Genomic DNA, 19,568 nt, shown 5'->3' on the forward strand with positions numbered 1-19,568 from the left:
TAGGCTGGGCGCGTGAGCAGACGCGCAGACGGCAGGGCCGACGACGAACTCCGCCCCGTGACCATCACCCGGGGATTCACGCAGAACCCCGCGGGCTCGGTGCTGGTGGAGTTCGGCAACACCAAGGTGCTGTGCACCGCGAGCGTCGAGCTGGGGGTGCCCGGATGGCGCCGCGGCTCCGGCCAGGGCTGGCTGACCGCCGAGTACTCGATGCTCCCCGGCGCCACGCACGAGCGCAGTCGCCGCGAGTCCACGAAGGGCAAGGTCGGCGGCCGCACCCACGAGATCTCCCGGCTCATCGGCCGGTCGCTGCGCGCCTGCATCGACCTCGCGGCCCTGGGCGAGAACACGATCGCTCTCGACTGCGACGTGCTCCAGGCCGACGGCGGCACCCGCACCGCGTCGATCACCGGTGCCTACGTCGCGCTGTGCGACGCCGTCACGTACCTCGGCGCCGCGGGCAAACTGACCGACCCGCAGCCGATCTCGTGCGCCATCGCCGCGGTCTCGGTGGGCGTCGTCGACGGCCGGGTCCGGCTGGACCTGCCGTACGAGGAGGATTCGCGCGCCGAGGTCGACATGAACGTCGTCGCGACCGACACCGGCACCCTCGTCGAGGTGCAGGGCACCGGCGAGGGCGCGACCTTCGCGCGCACCACCCTCGACTGGATGCTCGACTCCGCGATCGCGGGCACGGAGAAGCTCTTCGCCGTGCAGAAGGAGGCGCTCGCGGCGCCGTACCCCGGCGTGCTGCCGGAGTTCGAGGGCGAACAGAAGAAGAAGTTCGGGCAGTGACCGTGCGGCTGCTCCTGGCCTCCCGGAACGCGAAGAAGCTCCGGGAGCTGCGGCAGGTCGTCGCCGACGCCGGGATCGTCGGCCTCGAGGTCGTCGGGCTCGACGAGGTCCCCGCCTTCGAGGAGCTGCCGGAGGACGCACCGTCGTTCGAGGGCAACGCGCTGATCAAGGCCCGGCAGGGCTACGAGCGCACCGGACTGCCGTGCCTCGCGGACGATTCCGGGATCTGCGTGGACGCCCTGAACGGCATGCCCGGGGTGCTCTCCGCGCGCTGGTCCGGCCGGCACGGCGACGATCCGGCGAACACCGCGCTGCTGCTCGCGCAGATCTCGGACACCCCCGACGAGCGGCGCGGCGCGGAGTTCGTCTCGGCCTGCGCGCTCGTGGACGGCGGTGGTGAGCTGACGGTGCGCGGCACATGGCGGGGCACCGTGCTGCGCGAGCCCCGCGGGGAGGGCGGATTCGGCTACGACCCCGTCTTCCTGCCGGACGGCTCGGACCGCACCGCCGCGGAGCTCACCGCGGAGGAGAAGAACGCGATCAGCCACCGCGCTCGGGCGCTGGCCCAGCTGGTGGAGCCGTTGCGGGCGCTCGCGGCGCGCGTCCCCGAGTAGGCGCGGTTCGCGCGGTAATGTCGCCGCGTGAAGCGCAGACCGTCGGGAGCGCGGGGTGGCCGCGTGGCCATCGCGCTGCTGTCGGCCGTCGTCCTCGCCGTCACCGGAACCGTCTGGTGGAGCACCAATCTGGTGATCGGCGGCTTCAACGTCTCCCGCGCGCTCGCCGAGGCGAAGGTCGCGAAGTCCACGGGCGGAGCGAAGAACATCCTGCTGATGGGCCTCGACACCCGGCGGGACCAGAACGGCGACCCGCTCCCCGCCGACGTCCTCCAACAGCTGCACGCCGGTACCAGTGACAACGGCGGCTACAACACCAACACCCTGATCCTCCTGCACGTGCCGGCGGACGGGAAGAAGGTGACCGCCTTCTCCATTCCGCGCGACGACTACGTGACCTTCGTCGGCGTCGAGTCGCGGAAGAAGGGGAAGATCAAGGAGGCCTACGGCACCCGCAAGGCCGAGGTCGAGGACGAACTGGCCGCCAAGGGCGTCTCCGACCGCAAGGAGCTGGAGAGCCGGGCGCGGGAGTCGGCGCGCGCCGCCACCATCGCCACCGTCGGGCGGCTCGTGGGGGTGCCGATCGACCACTTCGCGGAGGTCAGCCTCGTCGGTTTCTACGACCTCGCGCAGACCCTGGGCGGCGTCGAGGTGTGCCTCAACAACCCCGTGCGCGACAGCTACTCCGGCGCGGCCTTCCCCGCCGGGCGGCAGAAGCTGAACGCCGCACAGTCGCTGGCCTTCGTGCGGCAGCGGCACGGCCTCGCCGACGGCGACCTCGACCGCACGCACCGGCAGCAGGCCTTCATCGCCGGCGTCATGGTGCAGCTGCAGAAACAGGGCGTCTTCGGCGACGTCCGCAAGCTGCAGTCGCTGATCGCGGTGGCGCAGAAGGACGTCGTCGTCTCCGACGGCTGGGACCTGCAGGAGTTCGCCCAGCAGGCCGGCCAGATCGCGGGCACGAACCTCACCTTCACCACGCTGCCGGTGCTGGGGTACGACATGATCGACCAGCAGGCCGTGAACCTGGTGGACCCGAAGGCCATTCGCGCGCAGGTGCAGAAGGCGTTCGGACAGTCCGTCCCCGAGCCCGACGACGCCGACGAGCCCGCGGACGACGCGGATGCGTCCGGCGCGACGCCCGCCCCGAAGCCCGTGGGCTTCACCGCGCCCCGCGCGCCGGGGACGACGTCGATGCCGACGACGGCCGCCGCGGGCCCCGTGCCGGACGCCGGGACCACCCTGCGCGGCGGCGAGATCCCCTGCGTCGACTGACCGCGGCCGTCCCTGGGTAGGGTCGAGCAGTCCCGTCATCCAGCCGGAAGGTGCCTCATGTCGAAGTCCACGAACGGAATCCGTCTCGGTGCGGCGGTCCTCGCCGTCGCCGCGCTCACCCTCACCGGCTGCACCAAGCAGGGCGGCGACACCACCTGCGAGAACTACCAGAAGATGTCCGACGCGGACCAGCGCGAGCAGGTGACGAAGCTGTATAAGGACAAGCACGGCGATGAGCCCTCCGCGCTCGTGATCTCGGGTCTGCAGCAGCAGGCGGTCGTCTACTGCAAGACCGCGGGGAAGCCCGATTCGAAGATCAAGGAGATCCCGATCTCCTGATAGCCCGCGCACACGGCGAAGGCGCCGACTCCTTCGGGAGTNGGCGCCTTCGGTGTTACTCGGTTCGGGTCGATCAGTACTGCGAACAGGTCTTCGCAACGACGCCGATCGTCTGGTTGATCTTCCCCTGATTCTGGTTGTAGTACGCCGCGAGCTGCGGGTTCTGCCGGCCGAGCTCGTGGATCCGGGCGGTGCGCTCGGCGGGCGGCAGGGTCAGGATCCGCTCCGCCTCGGCGCGGCCGCCGGGGACCTGATCGACCATCGTGGCCGCCTCCGGTGCCGTGGCGACCAGCGCACGCTCGACCTGGGCCACGGTGCAGTTCGTCCCGGGCACCGGGTCGGACGGTGCCGCCTGGGCCATGGCGGCGGGCGCCAGGGCGAGGGCGCCGGCAGCGCCGGCGGTGGCGGCGATCTTCCATCGTGTGAGCATGTCGTTCTCCCTTCGTCGTGACGCGGTTGCCGCCGGTGGGCGGTCCGAGCCACTTCTTCGAACGTAGCGTCGCGAATCTGAGTACCGGCGAAGAGATTTCACAGGCATTCACAGACTGCGGGACGTGGTGGCGGGAAAACGACGCGCTGCCTGGAGTTTCCTTCATGAGAATCGGTGGCGAGATCTCTTCGAACGGCATCCTGTGTTGTGCTTTGTCCGCCGGTTGTTGACGCGAGGTGTGGTAGCCGGTGGCGAGAACCGGCGGTGAGACGCGCCGTTTCGCCGAGGTGTAGGGCCCCTCACCTGCTGTATTCACTGGTGTGTTGGGTTCGATTGATCATCATGAATCACGGTCATCGGTCGGAGGTCGCTGCGGCCTCGGCGTTCTCCTCGCCTCTCGTCGCGATGGTGCTGCTGTCCAGCTTCGACGGCGTGAGCTCCGAGCTGGTGTCGAAGGTGCGCATCGACCTGGTGCTGATCGGCCTGGCGGTCTGCACGCTGGGCGGGGTGGGCCTGCTGTCGCTCGGTCGAGGTGCTGGGATCCTCGGCTCCGTCGCCGTCGTGCTCGGGCTCTGCGACATCGGAGCGATGATCGCCGGCGCATCGGCCCTGTCGGCGATCACGGGCGGCGAGGTGCCCGGCTTCGCCGTCGGGCTCGGTCAGGTGGTGGCGGTTGCTTTGGCGGCCGCCGGTGTGGCGTTCGTGGTCCGCCTGGCGACTGTCGCTCGACCCGGGAGCGGCGACGGAGCACCGTCGCGCGAGGCCTGACGGCGCCGCCGCGTGTTTCGGCGGCGCACAGCGGTGAGCGTTCAGGACTGGTAAACAGGGGAGATGGTGGACGAGCACGGTACTGCGCCGAAACGCAGACGCAGGTGGCCGTGGATCGTGGGCGGGCTCACGGCGGTACTGCTGTTGTGGAGCATGAGCTGATCGATGCCCGGAGCGTTTCGCTGCACCGGCCGGGTCGCCCGAGCCGGAGGGGCCTTCCCATGGGGCGGCAACTCGACGTCGGAGCAGCAAACGCAGCGCCGATGCTGCCCGGCGATCACGAGCGGGAGGCCGAATATCGCGGCCAGCCCCGTCGGGCTCAGCTGCTCGCACGTGGAACAGGTAGTCGCCCCGGTCCGCAGCCGATAGGGTTCCCGGGATGACGACCCAGGACGGGCGCCACCAGCACACGACGATCCAGTCGACGACGACCAGATCGACGAGGTGGAACGCGAACAGCGTCGCAAAGGCCATCCCGTAGGCCTGCAGGAATCCCGACGCGTGGACTCCGTCGATCCAGGTCCAGGTGGCGACGAACATCGTCGCGAGCAGCGAGGCGAGGAAGACGGCCGCGAGAACCAGTGCCGCGGCGCCGCTCCCTCGCGGTGAACTCGGGCATCAGAGCGCACATCGTCGGCGCAGTCGCCCGCCGGCGCCGCTCGGCCCCAGGTGGCGCAGGCGAACAGTGCGACGGTCGGAATCGGGAGTTGAGGGAGGGCGACGGTGACGACGTGCGCGAACCGCATAGGTAAACCTCACCTGGGCTGAGCTGTTGACCCGTTGATCATTTTGAACTAATGTTCAAAATCGATGATCGATGGTCGGTCGACAGCTGGGAGCTGACAGTGAGTGAGATAGCGATCATTGGATTCGGCGACATGGGCGCAGAGATCGCCCCCCATCTCCGTGAGGGAGGGCACGCCGTCACAGTCTTCGACGCCGATCCGGCCCGGCAGAGCGCGGCCGGTGCAGCGGGCTTCGCGACGGCGGCATCGGCTGCGGCTGCGGCCCACGGTGCCGATCTCGTACTGGGCCTGGTGATGTCGCAGGACATTCCAGCGGCCTACCTTGCAGCGGACGGAGTGCTCGCGGGGGTGGATGCGGGCGCCGTCGTGGTCGTCTGTTCGACGACGACGCCGGCCCTGGCCGCGCAGGTGGCCGCCGCCGCGCCGGATCGCGTCATCGTCGTCGACGCACCGATCGTGGGCGGCGTGCGATACGCGCGGGAACGATCGGTGACGTTCCTCGTGGGGGCACCCGAGGGAGTCTTCGATCGCGTGGCGGCCGTACTCGAAGTCGCCGGGAAGCCGGTGCACGTAGGCGGTTTCGGTGCAGGGGTCGACTACAAGCTGATCACCAACGTCGCCATCATGGCGGCGGAGGCCGGACTACGTGAAGCACTCGACCTCACGGACGTCCTCGGTCGTGACTACGAGACCGCGCTGCGGCTGATGTCGAACGGCCCGATGAAGGCCGTCGTGGAAAGGTCGCTCGACGAGTCCAATCCGCGCCCGCTGCGTCGGTCTGCGGAGGACGACGACACGCTGCTCTCGGCGGTCGTCGATGCGGACGCGGTTCTTCCGATCTCCAGCGCCGGTCGACGACGGCTGTGGGACGCCGTCACCGTCGCCCCAGGGTGCGAACCGGACTTCGTGGACCTGACCCGGAAGACCACATCGCGCGCAGAGTTCCGTACGACCGAAACGAACTGAGGACACCACGACATGACGAAGAAGACAGCGCCGGAGCCGATCCGAGATCCGGAAGCCGATCACCTCCTGACGCCGCAGAACTGTGCCGTCGCGTTCATCGACTATCAGGAGGGGCAGTACGCGACCATCGGGTCGGCGAGTCGAGCAGAGATCGATCTCGGCGCGGTGACGCTCGCGAAGTTGGCCGCCTCTTATGCCGTTCCGACCGTCCTGACCACGGTCGCCGTCGAGATGGGTGTCAACAAGCCCACCGTCGACGTCATCGCTCGGGAATTGCCCGGAGTGCCCGAGATCGATCGGACCGGGGTGAATTCGTGGGAGGACGCCGACTTCCGGGCTGCTATCGAAGCGACCGGCCGCAAGAAGATCGTCATGGCGGGACTGTGGACCGAGGTGTGTCTGGCGTTCCCCGCCATCGACATGCTTCTCGAGGGGTATGAGATCTATCCGGTGATCGATGCGGTCGGCGGAGTATCCGAGGTGACGCATCGGACGGCGATCGAGCGGATGATCCAGGCGGGGGCGCAACCGATCACGTCGCTGGCCTTCGGATGTGAACTGATGCGCAACTGGGCGCGCTCGGACGCGGATCTCTACCGCGCCGTCATCAACGACTACTTCGGTCGGAAGCGCGCATCGGGACAGGCCACGGGCGAGCTGTTCCACTAACGGAAGGCGCTGCGTATGCGATCACCGACTCCCGACCACCTCGCGGAGGTCACACGCACCGTCGTCCATGATCCCTCGGGCGAGGGCGCCGGGCGCGTCGTCGACGCGGAAGTACATGCTCCGGATTCCGTTCCTGCCGACGGCGGTCGGCGGACGGTCGCCCGTTCATCAGAAGAACCCGGCGGCTGATGGCGGACCGGGTGCCGGGTACCTCGCCTATCCTGAACTGCTATGGATCACGTCAAGGGGGAGCGCGGCCCGATGCGCAGCCTCCGCGGGGAGAGAAGGCGCGCCCAGATCGTCGATGCAGCGCTCGCGGTGGTGTACCGGGACGGAGTCTCCGGGGTCACTCACCGGGCGGTCGCCCAGGAGGCCGGAATCGCGGTCGGGCTCAGCGTCTACTACTTCGCGTCGCTGGACGATCTGCTGGTCGCGGCCCTGTCCTCCGTGGCTGACGAGTACGCGTCGAGGATCGAAGCGATACTCGACGGACCCGGCGACAATCTGCGCGGACTGGCCGAACTCATCGTGGAATGCGCCGGCGAAGGCCGGGAACGTGCGTTGGCCGAACGCGAACTGTGCACGCTCTCGGTCCGTCGTCCCGCCCTCCTTCCGGTCGCGGGACGATGGCGTGCGAACGTGGAACGTCTCGCCGCGACCGTCACTTCCGACCCGGACACGATCGTCGCGTTCACCGCGACTGCGGACGGGCTCTCGACCGCCGTCCTCCTGGGGACCGTTCCGCCGGACGTCGAACGCGTGCATCGGATCCTCGTCCGCGCCATCAGGTGATCGCGCCGCGCCAGCGCGGACGGGCGGGACGCAGGCGTCACGGAGTTCGTGAACCGGAGCGACGGTCGGAGACGGGGCTGCGTCGGCACAGGGGCGAGTGCGGTGCGCCCGGGGAGACTTGAACTCCCACACCCTGAGGTACTGGAACCTAAATCCAGCGCGTCTGCCAATTCCGCCACGGGCGCATGCGGCAGCGGCGGAACGTCGCTGCGGCGCAGGTCACGATACCGGCATTCGGACACCGCCGGGTTGACGGGTACCGTCGAGGTCGTGAATCGTCGTCGCCATCGTCCCGCGCTGATCGCGTTCGTGGTGGTCGCCGCCGCGGCGTTCCTGGCGCTCGGCTGGTGGCAGTGGGGTCGTTTCGAGTCCACTGCGGGGTCCGCGCGCAACCTCGGCTACGCCCTGCAGTGGCCGCTGTTCGCCGTCGCGGCCGTCTGGGGCTACCGCCGGTTCGTCCAGCTCGAGGACGAGGCGGAATTGCAGGACCGACTCGTCGCCGAGGGGGAGATCGCCGCCGATCCCGCCGACGCGGCACCGGAACAGCCCGCCGCGGCGATGCCCGCGGCGCAGACGGCCCGCACGCTCACCGCGATCCCCGAGGGCTTCCTGCCCAGCCGGGCCACGGCACCGTCGGCCCCGGACACCGCGCCGGACGACCCGGCGCACGACGAGTACAACAAGCTCCTCGCCGAACTGGCGGGGAGCGAGCAGACCGAGGAGAAGAAGTGACCGACGCACCCGCGCCGACGGCGGAGAAGCTGGCGGCGAAGCGCCGTGACCAGGTGGGCGGCGCGCTCAAGCGCTACCGCTTCATGGCGAACTTCACCGGCTACTTCCTGCTGATCCTGTGCGCCGAGATGATCTACAAGTACCTGCTGGCCCCGGCGTTCGACTTAGGGGAGTGGCTCAGGCGTAGATCTCGGCCACGTCGTCGGCGTACTTGTCCATCACCACGTTGCGCTTGACCTTGAGCGTCGGAGTGAGCTCGCCGCCCTCGATGGTGAAGTCCGTGGCGAGCACGCTCCACTTCTTCACCTGCTCGGCCTTGGAGACCAGCGCGTTCGCCGTCGCCACGGCGGACGCGATCTCGGCGAGCAGCGTCTCGTTCGAGGCGGCCTCCTCCAGCGTCATCCCCGCCGGCAGACCGTGCGCCGAGAGCCAGCCCGGCAGCGCCTCCTGATCCAGCGTGATCAGTGCGCCGACGAAGGGCTGCTTATCGCCGACGAGCATGGCCTGCGAGACCAGCGGATGCTGCCGCAGCGCGTCCTCGGTCTGCGCGGGCGCGACGTTCTTGCCCGCCGCGGTCACCAGGATCTCCTTCTTGCGGCCCGTGATCGAGAGGTAGCCGTCGGCGTCGAGGGAGCCCAGATCGCCGGTGTGGAACCAGCCGTCCTGCAGCGCCTCGGCGTTCGCCTCGGGCAGGCCCCAGTAGCCGCCGAAGACGACCGGGCCGCGCAGCAGGATCTCGCCGTCGTCGGCGATCGCCACCTCGTTGCCCGGCACGGGCCGGCCGACGGTGCCGACCCGCTGCTCCGTCGGGGTGTTGCAGGTGATGGCGGCGCTGGTCTCGGAGAGGCCGTAGCCCTCGTAGACGGTGACGCCGGCGCCGCGGAAGAAGTGGCCCAGGCGCGCGCCGAGCGGGGCGCCGCCCGAGACGGCGCAGGTGCAGTTGCCGCCGAGCGCCTCGCGGAGCTTGGAGAAGACGAGCTTGTCGAAGAGGGCGTGCTTGAGCTTGAGGACGAGACCGGCGCCGCCGGTCTCCTGGGCCTTGCTGAACTCGATCGCCGTCTCGACGGCGGCGTGGAAGATCTTGCCCTTGCCACCCTCCTCGGCCTTGGCACTCATCGTGTTGTAGACCTTCTCGAAGACCCGGGGCACGCTGAGGATGTAGGTCGGCTTGAGCTCGCCGAACAGCCCGGTCAGGTTCGAGAGGTCGGCGGTGTGGGCGACCCGGATCGAGTGCTGCACGGCCGCCACCGAGATCGCGCGGGCGAAGATGTGGGCCAACGGCAGGAACATCACCGTGCTGGCGTTCTTCCCGGCCATCTTGTCGAGGCCCTCGTGGATGGCGTCGTACTCGCTGAGCAGGTTGTCGTGCGTGAGCACCACGCCCTTCGGCTTGCCGGTGGTGCCCGAGGTGTACACCAGCGTGGCCTCGGCTGCGGCCTCGACGGCGGTCGCGCGGGCGAGGTAGTCCTCGTCCGAGACGCCGGCACCGTCGGCGACCAGGGCGTCGATGAGGCCCTCGTCGATCACCCACACCTGCGCGGCCGCGGGCACGCCTTCGGCGATCCGGTCGGCCGTCGCGCGCGAGTCGGTGATGAGCGCGATCGACGCGGAGTCGGTGAGGATGTGCTCCACCTGGGCCGCCGAGTTGGACTCGTAGACCGCCACCGTCGAGCCGCCGACGGACCAGTTCGCGTAGTCGATGAGCGCCCACTCGTAGCGGGTGGGGCTCATGATCGCGATCCGCGTTCCGGCTTCGACGCCGCGGGCCATGAGGCCCTTGCCGACCGCGGTGATCTGCTCGTTGAACTGCGCGGCGGTCACGGGGGACCACCCGGAGCCGGAGGGGCGCAGGAACAGCTCGGTCGACGGCGCGGACGCGGCGAGATCGCGGACCCGGGTGGTCAGATTGTCCGATGGTGCGTGGGTCCGGGTCGGTTCCGTGGACTCGATGCGCAACTTCATCTCCTCATGCAGATAGTGGAATGAGCACAACCTATCGGAGGATGTCCGATTCCGATAGTGTTTCGCGTGCGCGGCGGATACCGCATATGCTGGGGAAACAATGTCTGATGAATTCGGTGCTGAGCGCACCGCCCCCGCCGCCGTCGTCGAAGACGCGCAGGCTCCGGAGAACGAAGCCGAACAGGTGACCTTCCTCGACCTCGGAATCGATGAGCGCGTGCTGCGCGCCCTCGCCGAGGTCGGCTACGAGAACCCCTCGCCGATCCAGGCCGCCACGATCCCGCCGCTGCTCTCCGGCAGCGACGTCGTGGGCCTCGCGCAGACCGGCACGGGTAAGACCGCCGCGTTCGCCGTGCCCGTGCTGTCCAAGATCGACGGCGAGAGCCGCAAGCCGCAGGCCCTCGTCCTGGCGCCCACCCGTGAGCTGGCGCTCCAGGTGTCCGAGGCCTTCGGCAAGTACGCCGTGCACATGCCCAACATCACGGTGCTGCCCATCTACGGCGGCCAGAGCTACGGCGTGCAGCTCTCGGGCCTGCGCCGTGGCGCGCAGATCATCGTCGGCACTCCGGGCCGCGTGATCGACCACCTCGCCAAGGGCACCCTCGACCTGTCGAACCTCGAGTTCCTGGTGCTCGACGAGGCCGACGAGATGCTCACCATGGGCTTCCAGGAGGACGTCGAGCGGATCCTCGCCGACACCCCGGAGTTCAAGCAGGTCGCCCTGTTCTCGGCCACGATGCCGCCGGCGATCCGCAAGATCTCCAAGAAGTACCTGCACGACCCGGTCGAGGTCACCGTCAAGGCCAAGACCGCGACCGCCTCGAACATCACGCAGCGCTACCTGCAGGTCGCGCACCAGCGCAAGCTCGATGCGCTCACCCGCCTCCTCGAGGTGGAGGAGTTCGACGGGATGATCATCTTCGTCCGCACGAAGTCGGCCACCGAGGAGCTCGCCGAGAAGCTGCGGGCGCGTGGGCACGCCGCCGCCGCGATCAACGGCGACATCGTGCAGGCGCAGCGCGAGCGCACGATCGGCCAGCTCAAGGACGGCAAGATCGACATCCTGGTCGCCACCGACGTCGCGGCCCGCGGCCTCGACGTCGAGCGGATCAGTCACGTCGTGAACTACGACATCCCGCACGACACCGAGTCCTACGTGCACCGCATCGGCCGCACGGGCCGCGCCGGCCGTAAGGGTGACGCGCTGCTGTTCGTGACCCCGCGCGAACGGCACCTGCTGCGCGCCATCGAGAAGGCCACCCGCCAGCCGCTGACCGAGATCGGCCTGCCGTCGGTCGAGGACGTCAACGCGCACCGCGTGGAGAAGTTCGGCGAGTCGATCACCGAGAACCTCTCCAACGATCACCTGCAGATGTTCCGCCGGCTCATCGAGGACTACGTCGGCGCGAACGACGTGCCCCTGGTCGACGTGGCCGCGGCGCTGGCGCTGCAGTCGCGCGACGGTGCCTCCTTCCTGCTCAAGCCGGATCCGCCGGAGCGCGAGCGCAACGCCCGCGACCGCAAGGACCGCGACTTCGGCGACCGCGATGCGCGTCCCGCGCGCGGCCGGGACCGCGATCGCGACCGCGAGCCGTCGACCCACCGCAAGACGGGCCGCCCGATGGTGCCGTACCGGATCGCGGTGGGGAAGCGGCAGCACGCCACCCCGTCGCAGATCGTGGGCGCGATCGCCAACGAGGGCGGGCTGCGCCGGAGCGACTTCGGACACATCAGCATCCGGCCGGACCACAGCATCGTCGAGCTGCCGGACGACCTCGACCGCGACGTCTTCGACGCGCTGGAGCGGACCCGCATCTCGGGACAGCTGATCAACCTCGAGCGGGACCCCGGCGCACCGTCGGGGCGGCCCGCCGCGGGCAAGCAGCGGTTCCGGGCGGGCCGCAAGCGCTGACGACCCGGTCGGCGTTTGCTCACAGATGTATTAACCTTTAGTCAAGGTGTAGCTCGACCCGGGCGCGCCGACTGTCGGCTGCGGCCGACCCGAGAGACTCGAGGAGCGCATGACCGCCGCCGGTGACCAGGGCGACGGCCCCGGTGGCCGTCGGGATCGCGTCGTCCGCCTGCTCCAGTACCTGGACGAGCTGATCCGTTCGCGGTCCGTGGTGACCCGGGACCTCGACGATCACCTCGCGGTGCTGCCGCTCACGGGCGAGGGCGCGCTGACCGACAGCTGGGACGCGGACGCCAAGCCTGGCGGCACCATCTTCACGGTGCCGCGCGACGACGCACCCGACTCGCCCCACGCGCGGCTGCTGCGTGTCTTCGACGAGCTGGCGGACCATCCGGAGTCGGTGGAGCTGGTGCTGGCCTCCGGGCTGCTCACCGCCCGCGACGGCGACACCGCGATCCGCGCCCACCTGCTCACGCAGCCCGTGCTGCTCGAGCGCGACCGGCGCGGCAAGCGGCTGACGGTCGTGCTGCCGCGCGACTCGGTGCCCCGCGTCGAGGACTCGCTGCTGCTCGCCGGGCTCCCGTCGTTCGACCTCTCGGGCTCCGCCGAACTGCAGACCGAGCTGCGGGAGAACGCCCGCACGGTGCTCGATCCGGCGTGCCGGGAGTTCACCGAGACGTGGCTCGGCGCCGCGGCGAAGGACGGGGGAGCGCACGTCGAGTTCGCGCCCGCGTTGGTGCTGCGCACCCGCGGCTCCGCGCCCCTGTTGGGCTTCTACGACGCGATGAAGGCCGACGTCTCCGACCCCGCGCGGGAGGTGCCGATCGGCCTCGCGCAGCTTGTCGACAGCGTGGGCTCCGACGAGCGGATCCGCCGGCTCGCCGCCGACGGCGCGATGAGCCCGCTCGACCTGCTGGACGAGGCGTACTACGTGCTGCCGTCGAACGTCGAGCAGCGGGACATCCTGGCGCACATGGGCGCCGACTCCGGCGTCGTCGTGGAGGGCCCGCCCGGCACCGGCAAGACCCACACCATCGCGAACCTGCTCGCCGCGCTGCTCGCGAAGGGCCAGCGGGTACTCGTCGTGTCCGAGAAGGCGCAGGCACTGGCCGTGCTCGAGGAGAAGCTGCCGCCGGAGGTGCGCCAGCTCGTCGTCTCGGTCACCGACGTGACGAAGGACGGCTCGGCCTCGCTCGCCGCGTCGGTCACCGAGATCGCCACCCGCAAGTCGACCTACTCCGAGGCTCTCGCGGACGCCGAGATCCGCGACCTGCGGGCCAAGCGGGACCGGGCGATCGAGCGTCGCGAGGAGCTGGTCCGCGAGGTCTGGTCGCTGCGCACCGCCGAGAGCGAGGAATCCGACTGGCTGGCGTCGGCGTACTCGGGCAAGCCCGCGGAGATCGTGGCGCAGGTCCGCCGGGACGCCGACAAGTACTCGTGGCTGCCCGGACCCGTCGACGGCGCCGTGCCCCCGCTCGACACCCGTGAGTTCGACCGCCTCGTCGCCCTGCTCCGCCGCAACGACGAGCTCTTCTCGCGGCGCCTCGCCCACAACCTGCCGGACCTCGCCGAGGTCCCCGACGCCGACGAGCTCGAGGCGCTGTGCGCGACGCTCGCCGATTCCCCCCTGGCGGGCACCGACAGCGGGGCGCTGACGCACGTCCTCGGCGGCGTGGACGCCGACCGCCTCGCCGTGATCCGGGCGCGCGCCGACCTGATCCATGAGCTCGTGGAGCGGGTGCGCCGCTACCCGCCGTCCGCGCAGCTGCTCGCCGAGGACATGCTCATCGGCGACCGCGCGCACCTCGCCTCCCGCCTGACCGGCCTGGAGGAGCAGATCGCGACGGCCCGCACCGCCGACAGCGAGCTCGAGGGCGTCGTCGTCGAGCTCAGCGACACCCCGGACGCCAACGACCGCGCCGCGATCGACGACTACGCCCGCCATCTCGCGCTGGGCAACGAGCCGCGCAAGCGGTTCCGCAAGCCCGAGCAGAAGCAGTTCGAGGAGACCGGGCTCGGCATCGTCGTCGACGGCGTCGACGGTGCCGACAAGGCGCATCTGCGGGCGGCCGCGCAGCACCTCAAGGTCGAGGACGTCATCGGCCGGGTCGGCGACGTGCTCCGGGCCCTGGGGCTCGAGGCGCCCGCGACCGATCCGTCCGGGCGCACCGCCACGCGCGGCCGCAGTGAGCGACTCAGCCAGGCCGCCGACCAGCTCCTGCGTGCGCGCACCGTCGTGCGGCTCGTCGCCGAGCGCGACCGCCTCGTGGACGCCATGCAGGGGATCTCCGAACACGCCCCGCGGCCGAAGGACCTCGCCGAGACGGATCGCACTGCGCGCCAGGTCATCGCGATCTCCGCGGCCGCCGGCGCGCGCGACGCGCACAGCCGGCTCGACGCCGTCCGGGTGCAGGTGCAGGAGATGGTCGAGCGCGGTCCCTCGCCGGAGGGCGACGCGATGGTCGCGGCCCTGCGCGGCTACAAGTACGCCGCCATCCGCGACGCCCGCCGCGCCTGGGACGCCGCCCGCGCCGAGCGCGACGACCGCGGCGCGCTCGACCTCCTCGCGCTCCGCCTGCGGACCAAGGCACCGGCGCTGTTCGACCTCGTCGCCCGTACCGCCGACGATCCCGTGTGGGACGTGCGGGTGCCCGAGCTGGCCGCGGCCTGGTCGTGGCGGCGGGCGGTCACCTGGGCCGCGTCCCGCGTGCACCCCGGCGACGACGCCCAGCTCGAGGCCGACCTCCAGGCCGCGGAGCAGGACGTCGCGCACTACACCACCCGCATCGCGACGGCGAGCGCGTGGCGGCAGTGCCTGCGCCGCATGACCTTCGACGAGATCCAGGCACTGCACGCCTACCGCGACCACGTCTCCTCGATCGGGCGCGGCTCCGGCCGCCACGCGGAGCGCTTCCGCGTCGCGGCCCGCGAGGCGATGCGCCAGGCGCAGTCGGCCGTGCCCGCGTGGATCATGCCGATCTCGCAGGTCGTCGCCTCGATCTCCCCGGAGCGCAACGCCTTCGACGTGGTGATCGTCGACGAGGCCAGCCAGGCCGACATCACCAGCTCGTTCCTGCTGTGGCTCGCGCCGCGCGTGATCGTCGTGGGCGACGAGAACCAGTGCGCGCCCTCGGCGTTCACCGGCGTCAGCCTCGACGACGTGTTCGCGCGGCTGGACGCCCAGCTGCCCGACGTTCCTCCCTACCTGCGCGATTCGCTGACCCCGCGGTCGAGCCTGTTCACCCTGCTGCGCACGCGGTTCGGGCACACGGTGCGGCTGCGCGAGCACTTCCGGTGCATGCCCGAGATCATCGACTTCAGCTCGCGGCAGTTCTACAGCGACGCGCCCCTGATCCCCGTGCGGCACTACGGCGCCGACCGTCCCGTCCCGCTGCGCGTGACGCACGTGCCGAAGGCGAAGGTCGTGGGCGAGGGCGCGCGGATCAGCAACCCGACCGAGGCACAGGCCGTCGTCGATCAGCTGGTGCGGTGCTTCGCCGACCCGCTGTACGCCGGGCGCACCTTCGGCGTCATCGCGCTGCAGGGCCAGGGCCAGGTCGACGAGCTGTACCGCCGGCTGCGCGAGAGCATCGACCCCGACGAGTGGGACGCCCGCCGCCTGCGCGTGGGCACGCCACCCGATTTCCAGGGCGACGAGCGCGACGTGATGCTCCTGTCGATGGTCGTGGCGCCCGACTACCGCTTCCGCGCACTGACCGGTCGCGACTTCCAGCGTCGGTTCAACGTGGCCGCGTCCCGCGCGCGGGATCAGCTGTGGCTGTTCACGTCCGTCGACGAGCAGGACCTCAAGGCGAACGACCTGCGTGCCTCCCTGCTGCGGTACGTGACGCGCGCGGACGTCGAGGTGGCGCAGCCGATGCCCGTCGACGTGCCGACCGACCGTCGCGTCGAGCCCTTCGACAACCTCTTCGAGCAGCAGGTCTTCGTGCGGCTGCGCGACATGGGCTACCACGTCAACCCGAAGGTCGTGGTGAACAACCGCTCCATCGACCTCGTGGTGACGGGCGAGCAGGGTCGCCTCGCCGTCGAGTGCGACAGCGCCGACTTCGCGTCGACGCCCGAGCAGGCCCGGTCCGACATCGAGCGCGAGCGGGAGCTGCGACGGTGCGGCTGGGAGTTCGTCCGCGTCCGCGAGTCCGTCTTCGCCACCGACGCCGACGCCGCGATGTCCGTCGTGGTGCAGGCGCTGAACCGGCGAGGCGTGCACCCGCTCACCCTGCAGCGGGCGCTCACCGTCGGGGAGCGCGCGTCCGACGGTTCCGTCGAGCTGTGGGAGCCCGTCGGCCTCGACATCGACACCGAGTAGCGGATTCGCCGGAGGTCGCACACCGGCCGGCCGAGGCGCGGCTAGGAGCGCGAGTACTCCGAGGCGACCCGCACCAGCTCGGGGTCGGGGCGGATGCCCGTGTACAGCACGAACTGCTCGGCCGCCTGCAACGCGATGACCTCGGCCCCGGTGATCACCGTCGTACCCGCGGCGCGGCCGGCGCGGACCAGCGGCGTCTCGGGCGGCACCGCCACCACGTCGAAGACGGTATCGGCGGCGGAGACGAGGGCCGCGGGGAAGGAGAGGTCCTCGGCGGCCGGGCCGGCCGTCATGCCGACGGGTGTGGCGTTGACGAGCACCCGCGCACCGTCGGGCGCGTCGGTCGCGTGCTCGAAGCCGTACAGCCCCGCGAGTGCCGAGCCGGCCTCGGCGTTGCGGGCCACGACGGTCACGTCGCTGCAGCCGTGATCGCGCAGGGCCGCGACCACCGCCTTCGCCATGCCGCCCGAGCCGCGCACAGCGACGGGCAGGGCCGGGTCGACGCCGTGTGAATCCAGGAGCGAGGCGACCGCCGCGTAGTCGGTGTTGTAGGCGTGGAGCACCCCGGCCTCGTTGACGATCGTGTTCACCGAGTCGATGGCGCTCGCCGACGGCTCCATCACGTCGACGAGCTCGATCACCGCCTCCTTGAAGGGCATCGACACCGCGCAGCCCCGCACGCCGAGCGCCCGGACCCCGCCGATCGCCGCGGCCAGGTCGGTGGTGGTGAAGGCCTTGTACAGGTAGTTCAGGCCGAGCTCGCGGTACAGGTAGTTGTGGAATCGGGTGCCGATGCTGCTGGGGCGGCCGGACAGCGACATGCACAGCACGGTGTCGCGGTCGGGCATCGCGATCGAATCGTTCACCTCGATCACCCTAATCCGGTGTGCCGGGAACCGCGGACGTACCTGGTGCGTCCAATTGATGTGACGGATTTCCAGGGCATCGGGCAGACCGCGTGGGAGCGGATGTCGACCTCCGAGGTGCGGCACTTCGCGCGCGGGCTCTCCGGATCGGGCGTCGCGGCGGACGCGCGCGCGATCGGCAGCGCCGGGAACTCGCACGCCGACAGCCTCGCCGAGCTGGAGCGCGACACCGCGGCGCTGAGCGAGCGGTGGCGCGGTGAGGCGAAGGACCGGTCGTACGTCGAGCTCGGCGACTACGTCGGACGGTCGTACACCAACGCCGTCGCGCTGCGCCGCCTGGTGGGCAACGTCGACGCGCTGTCGGCCACCGCGACCGAGACGAACCAGCGGTTCAGCGACCTGCCCGATCCGCCGTCCCGAGGGGGCTGGTCGGGCGAGGCGGCGTCCGATTACCGGAACACCGTGGCGGGCGAGGTGCGCAGCACCTACACCTCGCCGGTGCAGACGTCCGCGTCCACGCTGCCGCTGGGGGAGGCGAGCGGGACGACGGTCTTCCACCACATCGGGCCGGGGATCACGAGGCGGAACGCCGCCGGAACCGGCGCGCCGACGGACCCGGGAACGGTCTCGCCGACCGACGGTGCCAGCACTGGCGGCGGCACGACGGACCCGGGTACCGGCACCGGGACGACGGATACGCGCACCGTCGACACCGCGACGACCGGAGCGGACACCGTCTCCGACGAGTCCACCACCGGCACCGGCAACGGGACCGGCACCGGCGGCGCGGGCACGGGGACGAACGCGGGCGCCGGCACGGGGACGGGAACGGGGGCGGGCGACCAGGGTGCGGGCGACGGGCTCGACACCGGCGCGGGCACCGACCCCGCGCTCGACGACGGCACCGTCGACGCGCCGGCCGACCCCGAGACGCCGTCGTCGCTGCTCTCGCCGTCCGCCGCGGTCCCGATCACCGCGGCGAACCGGACCGGCGTCGGCCTCTCGNGCGGCGGCGGGCGGGGCGANGTCGCGCANNCCGCCTCGCCCCTCGGCCTGCGGCAGGACACCGCGGTGGCGCGGTCCGCGGCGCCGCAGGTCGGCACGGGAACGACCACGACGGGCGCGCGGCCCTCGACGGGGCCGTACGGTATGCCCGCGGCCGGCGCGGGCGCGCAGCGCGGCCAGGGCGACGGCCGCCACCGGGTACCCGCCTACCTCATCGACCGGAAGAACGGGGAGGAGCTGGTGGGCGGCATGCCGCTCGTCGGGCCGGGCGTGATCGGCCAGTGGAGGTCCGACGGTCCGCCCGACGCGCCGCGCCCGGCGTCGCCGCCGGCTACGAGTGCGCCGCGCCCGCGTTGATCGCGGCGACCAGGGCGGGCAGCGTCGTCGCGGCGGTGCCCCGCCAGTGGTACGAGGCCGCCTCGCTGAGCGGCGTGGCCTCCGGGTTGATCTCGACCACGGGGATCCCGGCGGCGACCGCCGTCTCCGGCAGGCGCGCCGCGGGGTAGACGATCCCCGACGTGCCGATCACCAGAACCACGTCCGCCATGACGACCGCGGCCTCGGCCCGGCTCCAGGCGTCCATCGGCAGCGCCTCGCCGAACCAGACGATCCCGGGGCGGACGAGCGAGAGGCAGTGCATGCAGGTGGGCGGCGTCGCGCGCAGCTGAGGCGCGACCTCGGCGTCGTCGGGGAGGAAGGCGTCCGACCCGAGGTAGGGGGTGCCGCAGTGCTCGCAGCGCGGGGCGAAGAGGCTCCCGTGCAGGTGGGAGAGCACCTGCGAGCCCGCCCGCTCGTGCAGGTCGTCGACGTTCTGGGTGACGATCGAGACGGCGCGCTGCGCGGCCAGCTCGGCGAGCGCGATGTGGCCGTCGTTGGGATCGGCCTGCCGCGCGACGTGGGCGCGCCACTGGTACCAGCCCCAGACCAGGGCGTTGTCGCGGTGCCAGCCGTCGACCGAGGCGATCGCCTCCGGGTCGTACTGCTCCCACAGGCCGGTCTGCGCCTCGCGGAAGGTGGCGATGCCGGACTCGCGGCTCATGCCCGCGCCCGTCAGCACCGCGATGGACTCGGCGGAGCGCACCAGTTCCAGCACGGCGGCGGGAACGTCGATTGCGGCGGGGCGGTCGGAAGGGTGCATTCCGGGCGGCATCGGCACAGACTACCGACCGCCGACGGGGCGAGGCGGCAGGTAACGATTCGATAACAACTGCTACTCGCGGGAAACATCGGTGATCGCCGTCACCTGCCGGTGGACCTGCGTGGATTCATGCGTGTATCGGCAGTCGGATACACCCGTGAATCGATATCTCCAAGCTACTCGCCGGTATACCGACTGGTTACATATCTGCACGTCAGAGCTGGTGCGAATC

16 protein-coding genes, 1 tRNA gene and 1 pseudogene are annotated in these 19,568 nt (G+C 70.9%); 13 read left to right on the plus strand and 5 right to left on the minus strand.

What is annotated here, in order from left to right; translation table 11 throughout:
• The first annotated feature begins 12 nt into the window (after nt 1-12).
• Genes rph through trbK form a run of 4 tightly spaced genes read left to right on the plus strand, consistent with a single transcriptional unit; the run spans nt 13 to nt 3,023 of the window.
• The gene (rph, locus tag ACNAYW_RS11890; protein ID WP_068526358.1) at nt 13-795 is read left to right on the plus strand and encodes a ribonuclease PH; all 783 of its coding nucleotides are present in this window, start codon (nt 13-15) and stop codon (nt 793-795) included.
• Nucleotides 792-1,409, plus strand: a complete 618-nt coding sequence (rdgB, locus tag ACNAYW_RS11895) for an RdgB/HAM1 family non-canonical purine NTP pyrophosphatase (RefSeq protein WP_415849908.1) — start codon at nt 792-794, stop codon at nt 1,407-1,409. Before rph ends, rdgB begins: the two co-directional genes overlap by 4 nt.
• Before the next feature lie 27 nt (nt 1,410-1,436).
• Entirely contained in the window at nt 1,437-2,684 is a 1,248-nt protein-coding gene (locus ACNAYW_RS11900) for an LCP family protein (RefSeq protein WP_415849909.1), read from the plus strand.
• Between the two features lie 57 nt (nt 2,685-2,741).
• On the plus strand, nt 2,742-3,023 hold the full coding sequence (gene trbK / locus ACNAYW_RS11905; protein ID WP_415849910.1) for an entry exclusion lipoprotein TrbK: 282 nt from the start codon (nt 2,742-2,744) through the stop codon (nt 3,021-3,023).
• A gap of 73 nt (nt 3,024-3,096) precedes the next feature.
• Here trbK and ACNAYW_RS11910 read toward each other — a convergent pair whose 3' ends face one another.
• The gene (locus ACNAYW_RS11910) at nt 3,097-3,453 is read right to left on the minus strand and encodes a hemophore-related protein (RefSeq protein WP_415849911.1); all 357 of its coding nucleotides are present in this window, start codon (nt 3,451-3,453) and stop codon (nt 3,097-3,099) included.
• A gap of 342 nt (nt 3,454-3,795) precedes the next feature.
• Between ACNAYW_RS11910 and ACNAYW_RS11915 the strand changes: the two genes are divergently transcribed.
• The 4 genes from ACNAYW_RS11915 to ACNAYW_RS11930 all read left to right on the plus strand — a co-directional run bounded on the left by ACNAYW_RS11915 (nt 3,796) and on the right by ACNAYW_RS11930 (nt 7,394).
• Nucleotides 3,796-4,221 carry a hypothetical protein gene (locus ACNAYW_RS11915; protein ID WP_415849912.1) on the plus strand — a complete coding sequence of 142 codons (426 nt, stop codon included), beginning with the start codon at nt 3,796-3,798 and terminating at the stop codon, nt 4,219-4,221.
• Nucleotides 4,222-5,066: 845 nt separating this feature from the next.
• Nucleotides 5,067-5,933: an NAD(P)-binding domain-containing protein gene (locus ACNAYW_RS11920; protein ID WP_415849913.1), complete on the plus strand. Its 867-nt coding sequence runs from the start codon at nt 5,067-5,069 to the stop codon at nt 5,931-5,933.
• A 12-nt stretch (nt 5,934-5,945) separates the two neighbouring features.
• Nucleotides 5,946-6,602, plus strand: coding sequence for an isochorismatase family protein (locus tag ACNAYW_RS11925; protein WP_415849914.1), 657 nt, complete (start codon nt 5,946-5,948; stop codon nt 6,600-6,602).
• 261 nt (nt 6,603-6,863) lie between these two features.
• Nucleotides 6,864-7,394 carry a TetR/AcrR family transcriptional regulator gene (locus ACNAYW_RS11930; protein ID WP_415849915.1) on the plus strand — a complete coding sequence of 177 codons (531 nt, stop codon included), beginning with the start codon at nt 6,864-6,866 and terminating at the stop codon, nt 7,392-7,394.
• Nucleotides 7,395-7,497: 103 nt separating this feature from the next.
• On the opposite strand, the gene ACNAYW_RS11935 is transcribed toward ACNAYW_RS11930, so the two are convergent.
• A tRNA-Leu gene (locus ACNAYW_RS11935) sits at nt 7,498-7,579 on the minus strand.
• An 85-nt stretch (nt 7,580-7,664) separates the two neighbouring features.
• Between ACNAYW_RS11935 and ACNAYW_RS11940 the strand changes: the two genes are divergently transcribed.
• Both ACNAYW_RS11940 and ACNAYW_RS11945 read left to right on the plus strand, forming a co-directional pair.
• The gene (locus ACNAYW_RS11940) at nt 7,665-8,126 is read left to right on the plus strand and encodes a transcriptional regulator (RefSeq protein ID WP_415849916.1); all 462 of its coding nucleotides are present in this window, start codon (nt 7,665-7,667) and stop codon (nt 8,124-8,126) included.
• Nucleotides 8,123-8,362: a hypothetical protein gene (locus ACNAYW_RS11945; RefSeq protein ID WP_415849917.1), complete on the plus strand. Its 240-nt coding sequence runs from the start codon at nt 8,123-8,125 to the stop codon at nt 8,360-8,362. The genes ACNAYW_RS11940 and ACNAYW_RS11945 overlap by 4 nt, the downstream gene beginning before the upstream one ends.
• On the opposite strand, the gene ACNAYW_RS11950 is transcribed toward ACNAYW_RS11945, so the two are convergent.
• A complete protein-coding gene (locus ACNAYW_RS11950; RefSeq protein ID WP_415849918.1) occupies nt 8,304-10,088 on the minus strand; it encodes an AMP-dependent synthetase/ligase in 1,785 nt (594 codons plus the stop codon). The two genes, ACNAYW_RS11945 and ACNAYW_RS11950, sit on opposite strands and share 59 nt — an antisense overlap.
• A 100-nt stretch (nt 10,089-10,188) precedes the next feature.
• On the opposite strand from ACNAYW_RS11950, the gene ACNAYW_RS11955 reads away from it, so the two are divergent.
• Together ACNAYW_RS11955 and ACNAYW_RS11960 are read left to right on the plus strand one after the other, a co-directional pair.
• Complete coding sequence (locus tag ACNAYW_RS11955) at nt 10,189-12,000, plus strand: DEAD/DEAH box helicase (protein WP_415849919.1); 1,812 nt, start codon at nt 10,189-10,191, stop codon at nt 11,998-12,000.
• Nucleotides 12,001-12,109: 109 nt separating this feature from the next.
• Nucleotides 12,110-16,327, plus strand: coding sequence for an AAA domain-containing protein (locus ACNAYW_RS11960; protein WP_415849920.1), 4,218 nt, complete (start codon nt 12,110-12,112; stop codon nt 16,325-16,327).
• Between the two features lie 41 nt (nt 16,328-16,368).
• On the opposite strand, the gene ACNAYW_RS11965 is transcribed toward ACNAYW_RS11960, so the two are convergent.
• Entirely contained in the window at nt 16,369-17,175 is an 807-nt protein-coding gene (locus tag ACNAYW_RS11965) for a shikimate 5-dehydrogenase (RefSeq protein WP_415850008.1), read from the minus strand.
• A gap of 78 nt (nt 17,176-17,253) precedes the next feature.
• Between ACNAYW_RS11965 and ACNAYW_RS11970 the strand changes: the two are divergent.
• Nucleotides 17,254-18,198, plus strand: a pseudogene (locus ACNAYW_RS11970) (hypothetical protein); the annotation flags it as partial.
• A gap of 331 nt (nt 18,199-18,529) precedes the next feature.
• On the opposite strand, the gene ACNAYW_RS11975 reads toward ACNAYW_RS11970, so the two are convergent.
• On the minus strand, nt 18,530-19,348 hold the full coding sequence (locus ACNAYW_RS11975; protein ID WP_415849921.1) for an SIR2 family NAD-dependent protein deacylase: 819 nt from the start codon (nt 19,346-19,348) through the stop codon (nt 18,530-18,532).
• Nucleotides 19,349-19,568 lie beyond the last annotated feature (220 nt).

Origin of the sequence: Tsukamurella ocularis (genome assembly GCF_965138335.1) — a bacterium.
Taxonomy (GTDB): Bacteria; Actinomycetota; Actinomycetes; order Mycobacteriales; family Mycobacteriaceae; genus Tsukamurella; species Tsukamurella ocularis_A.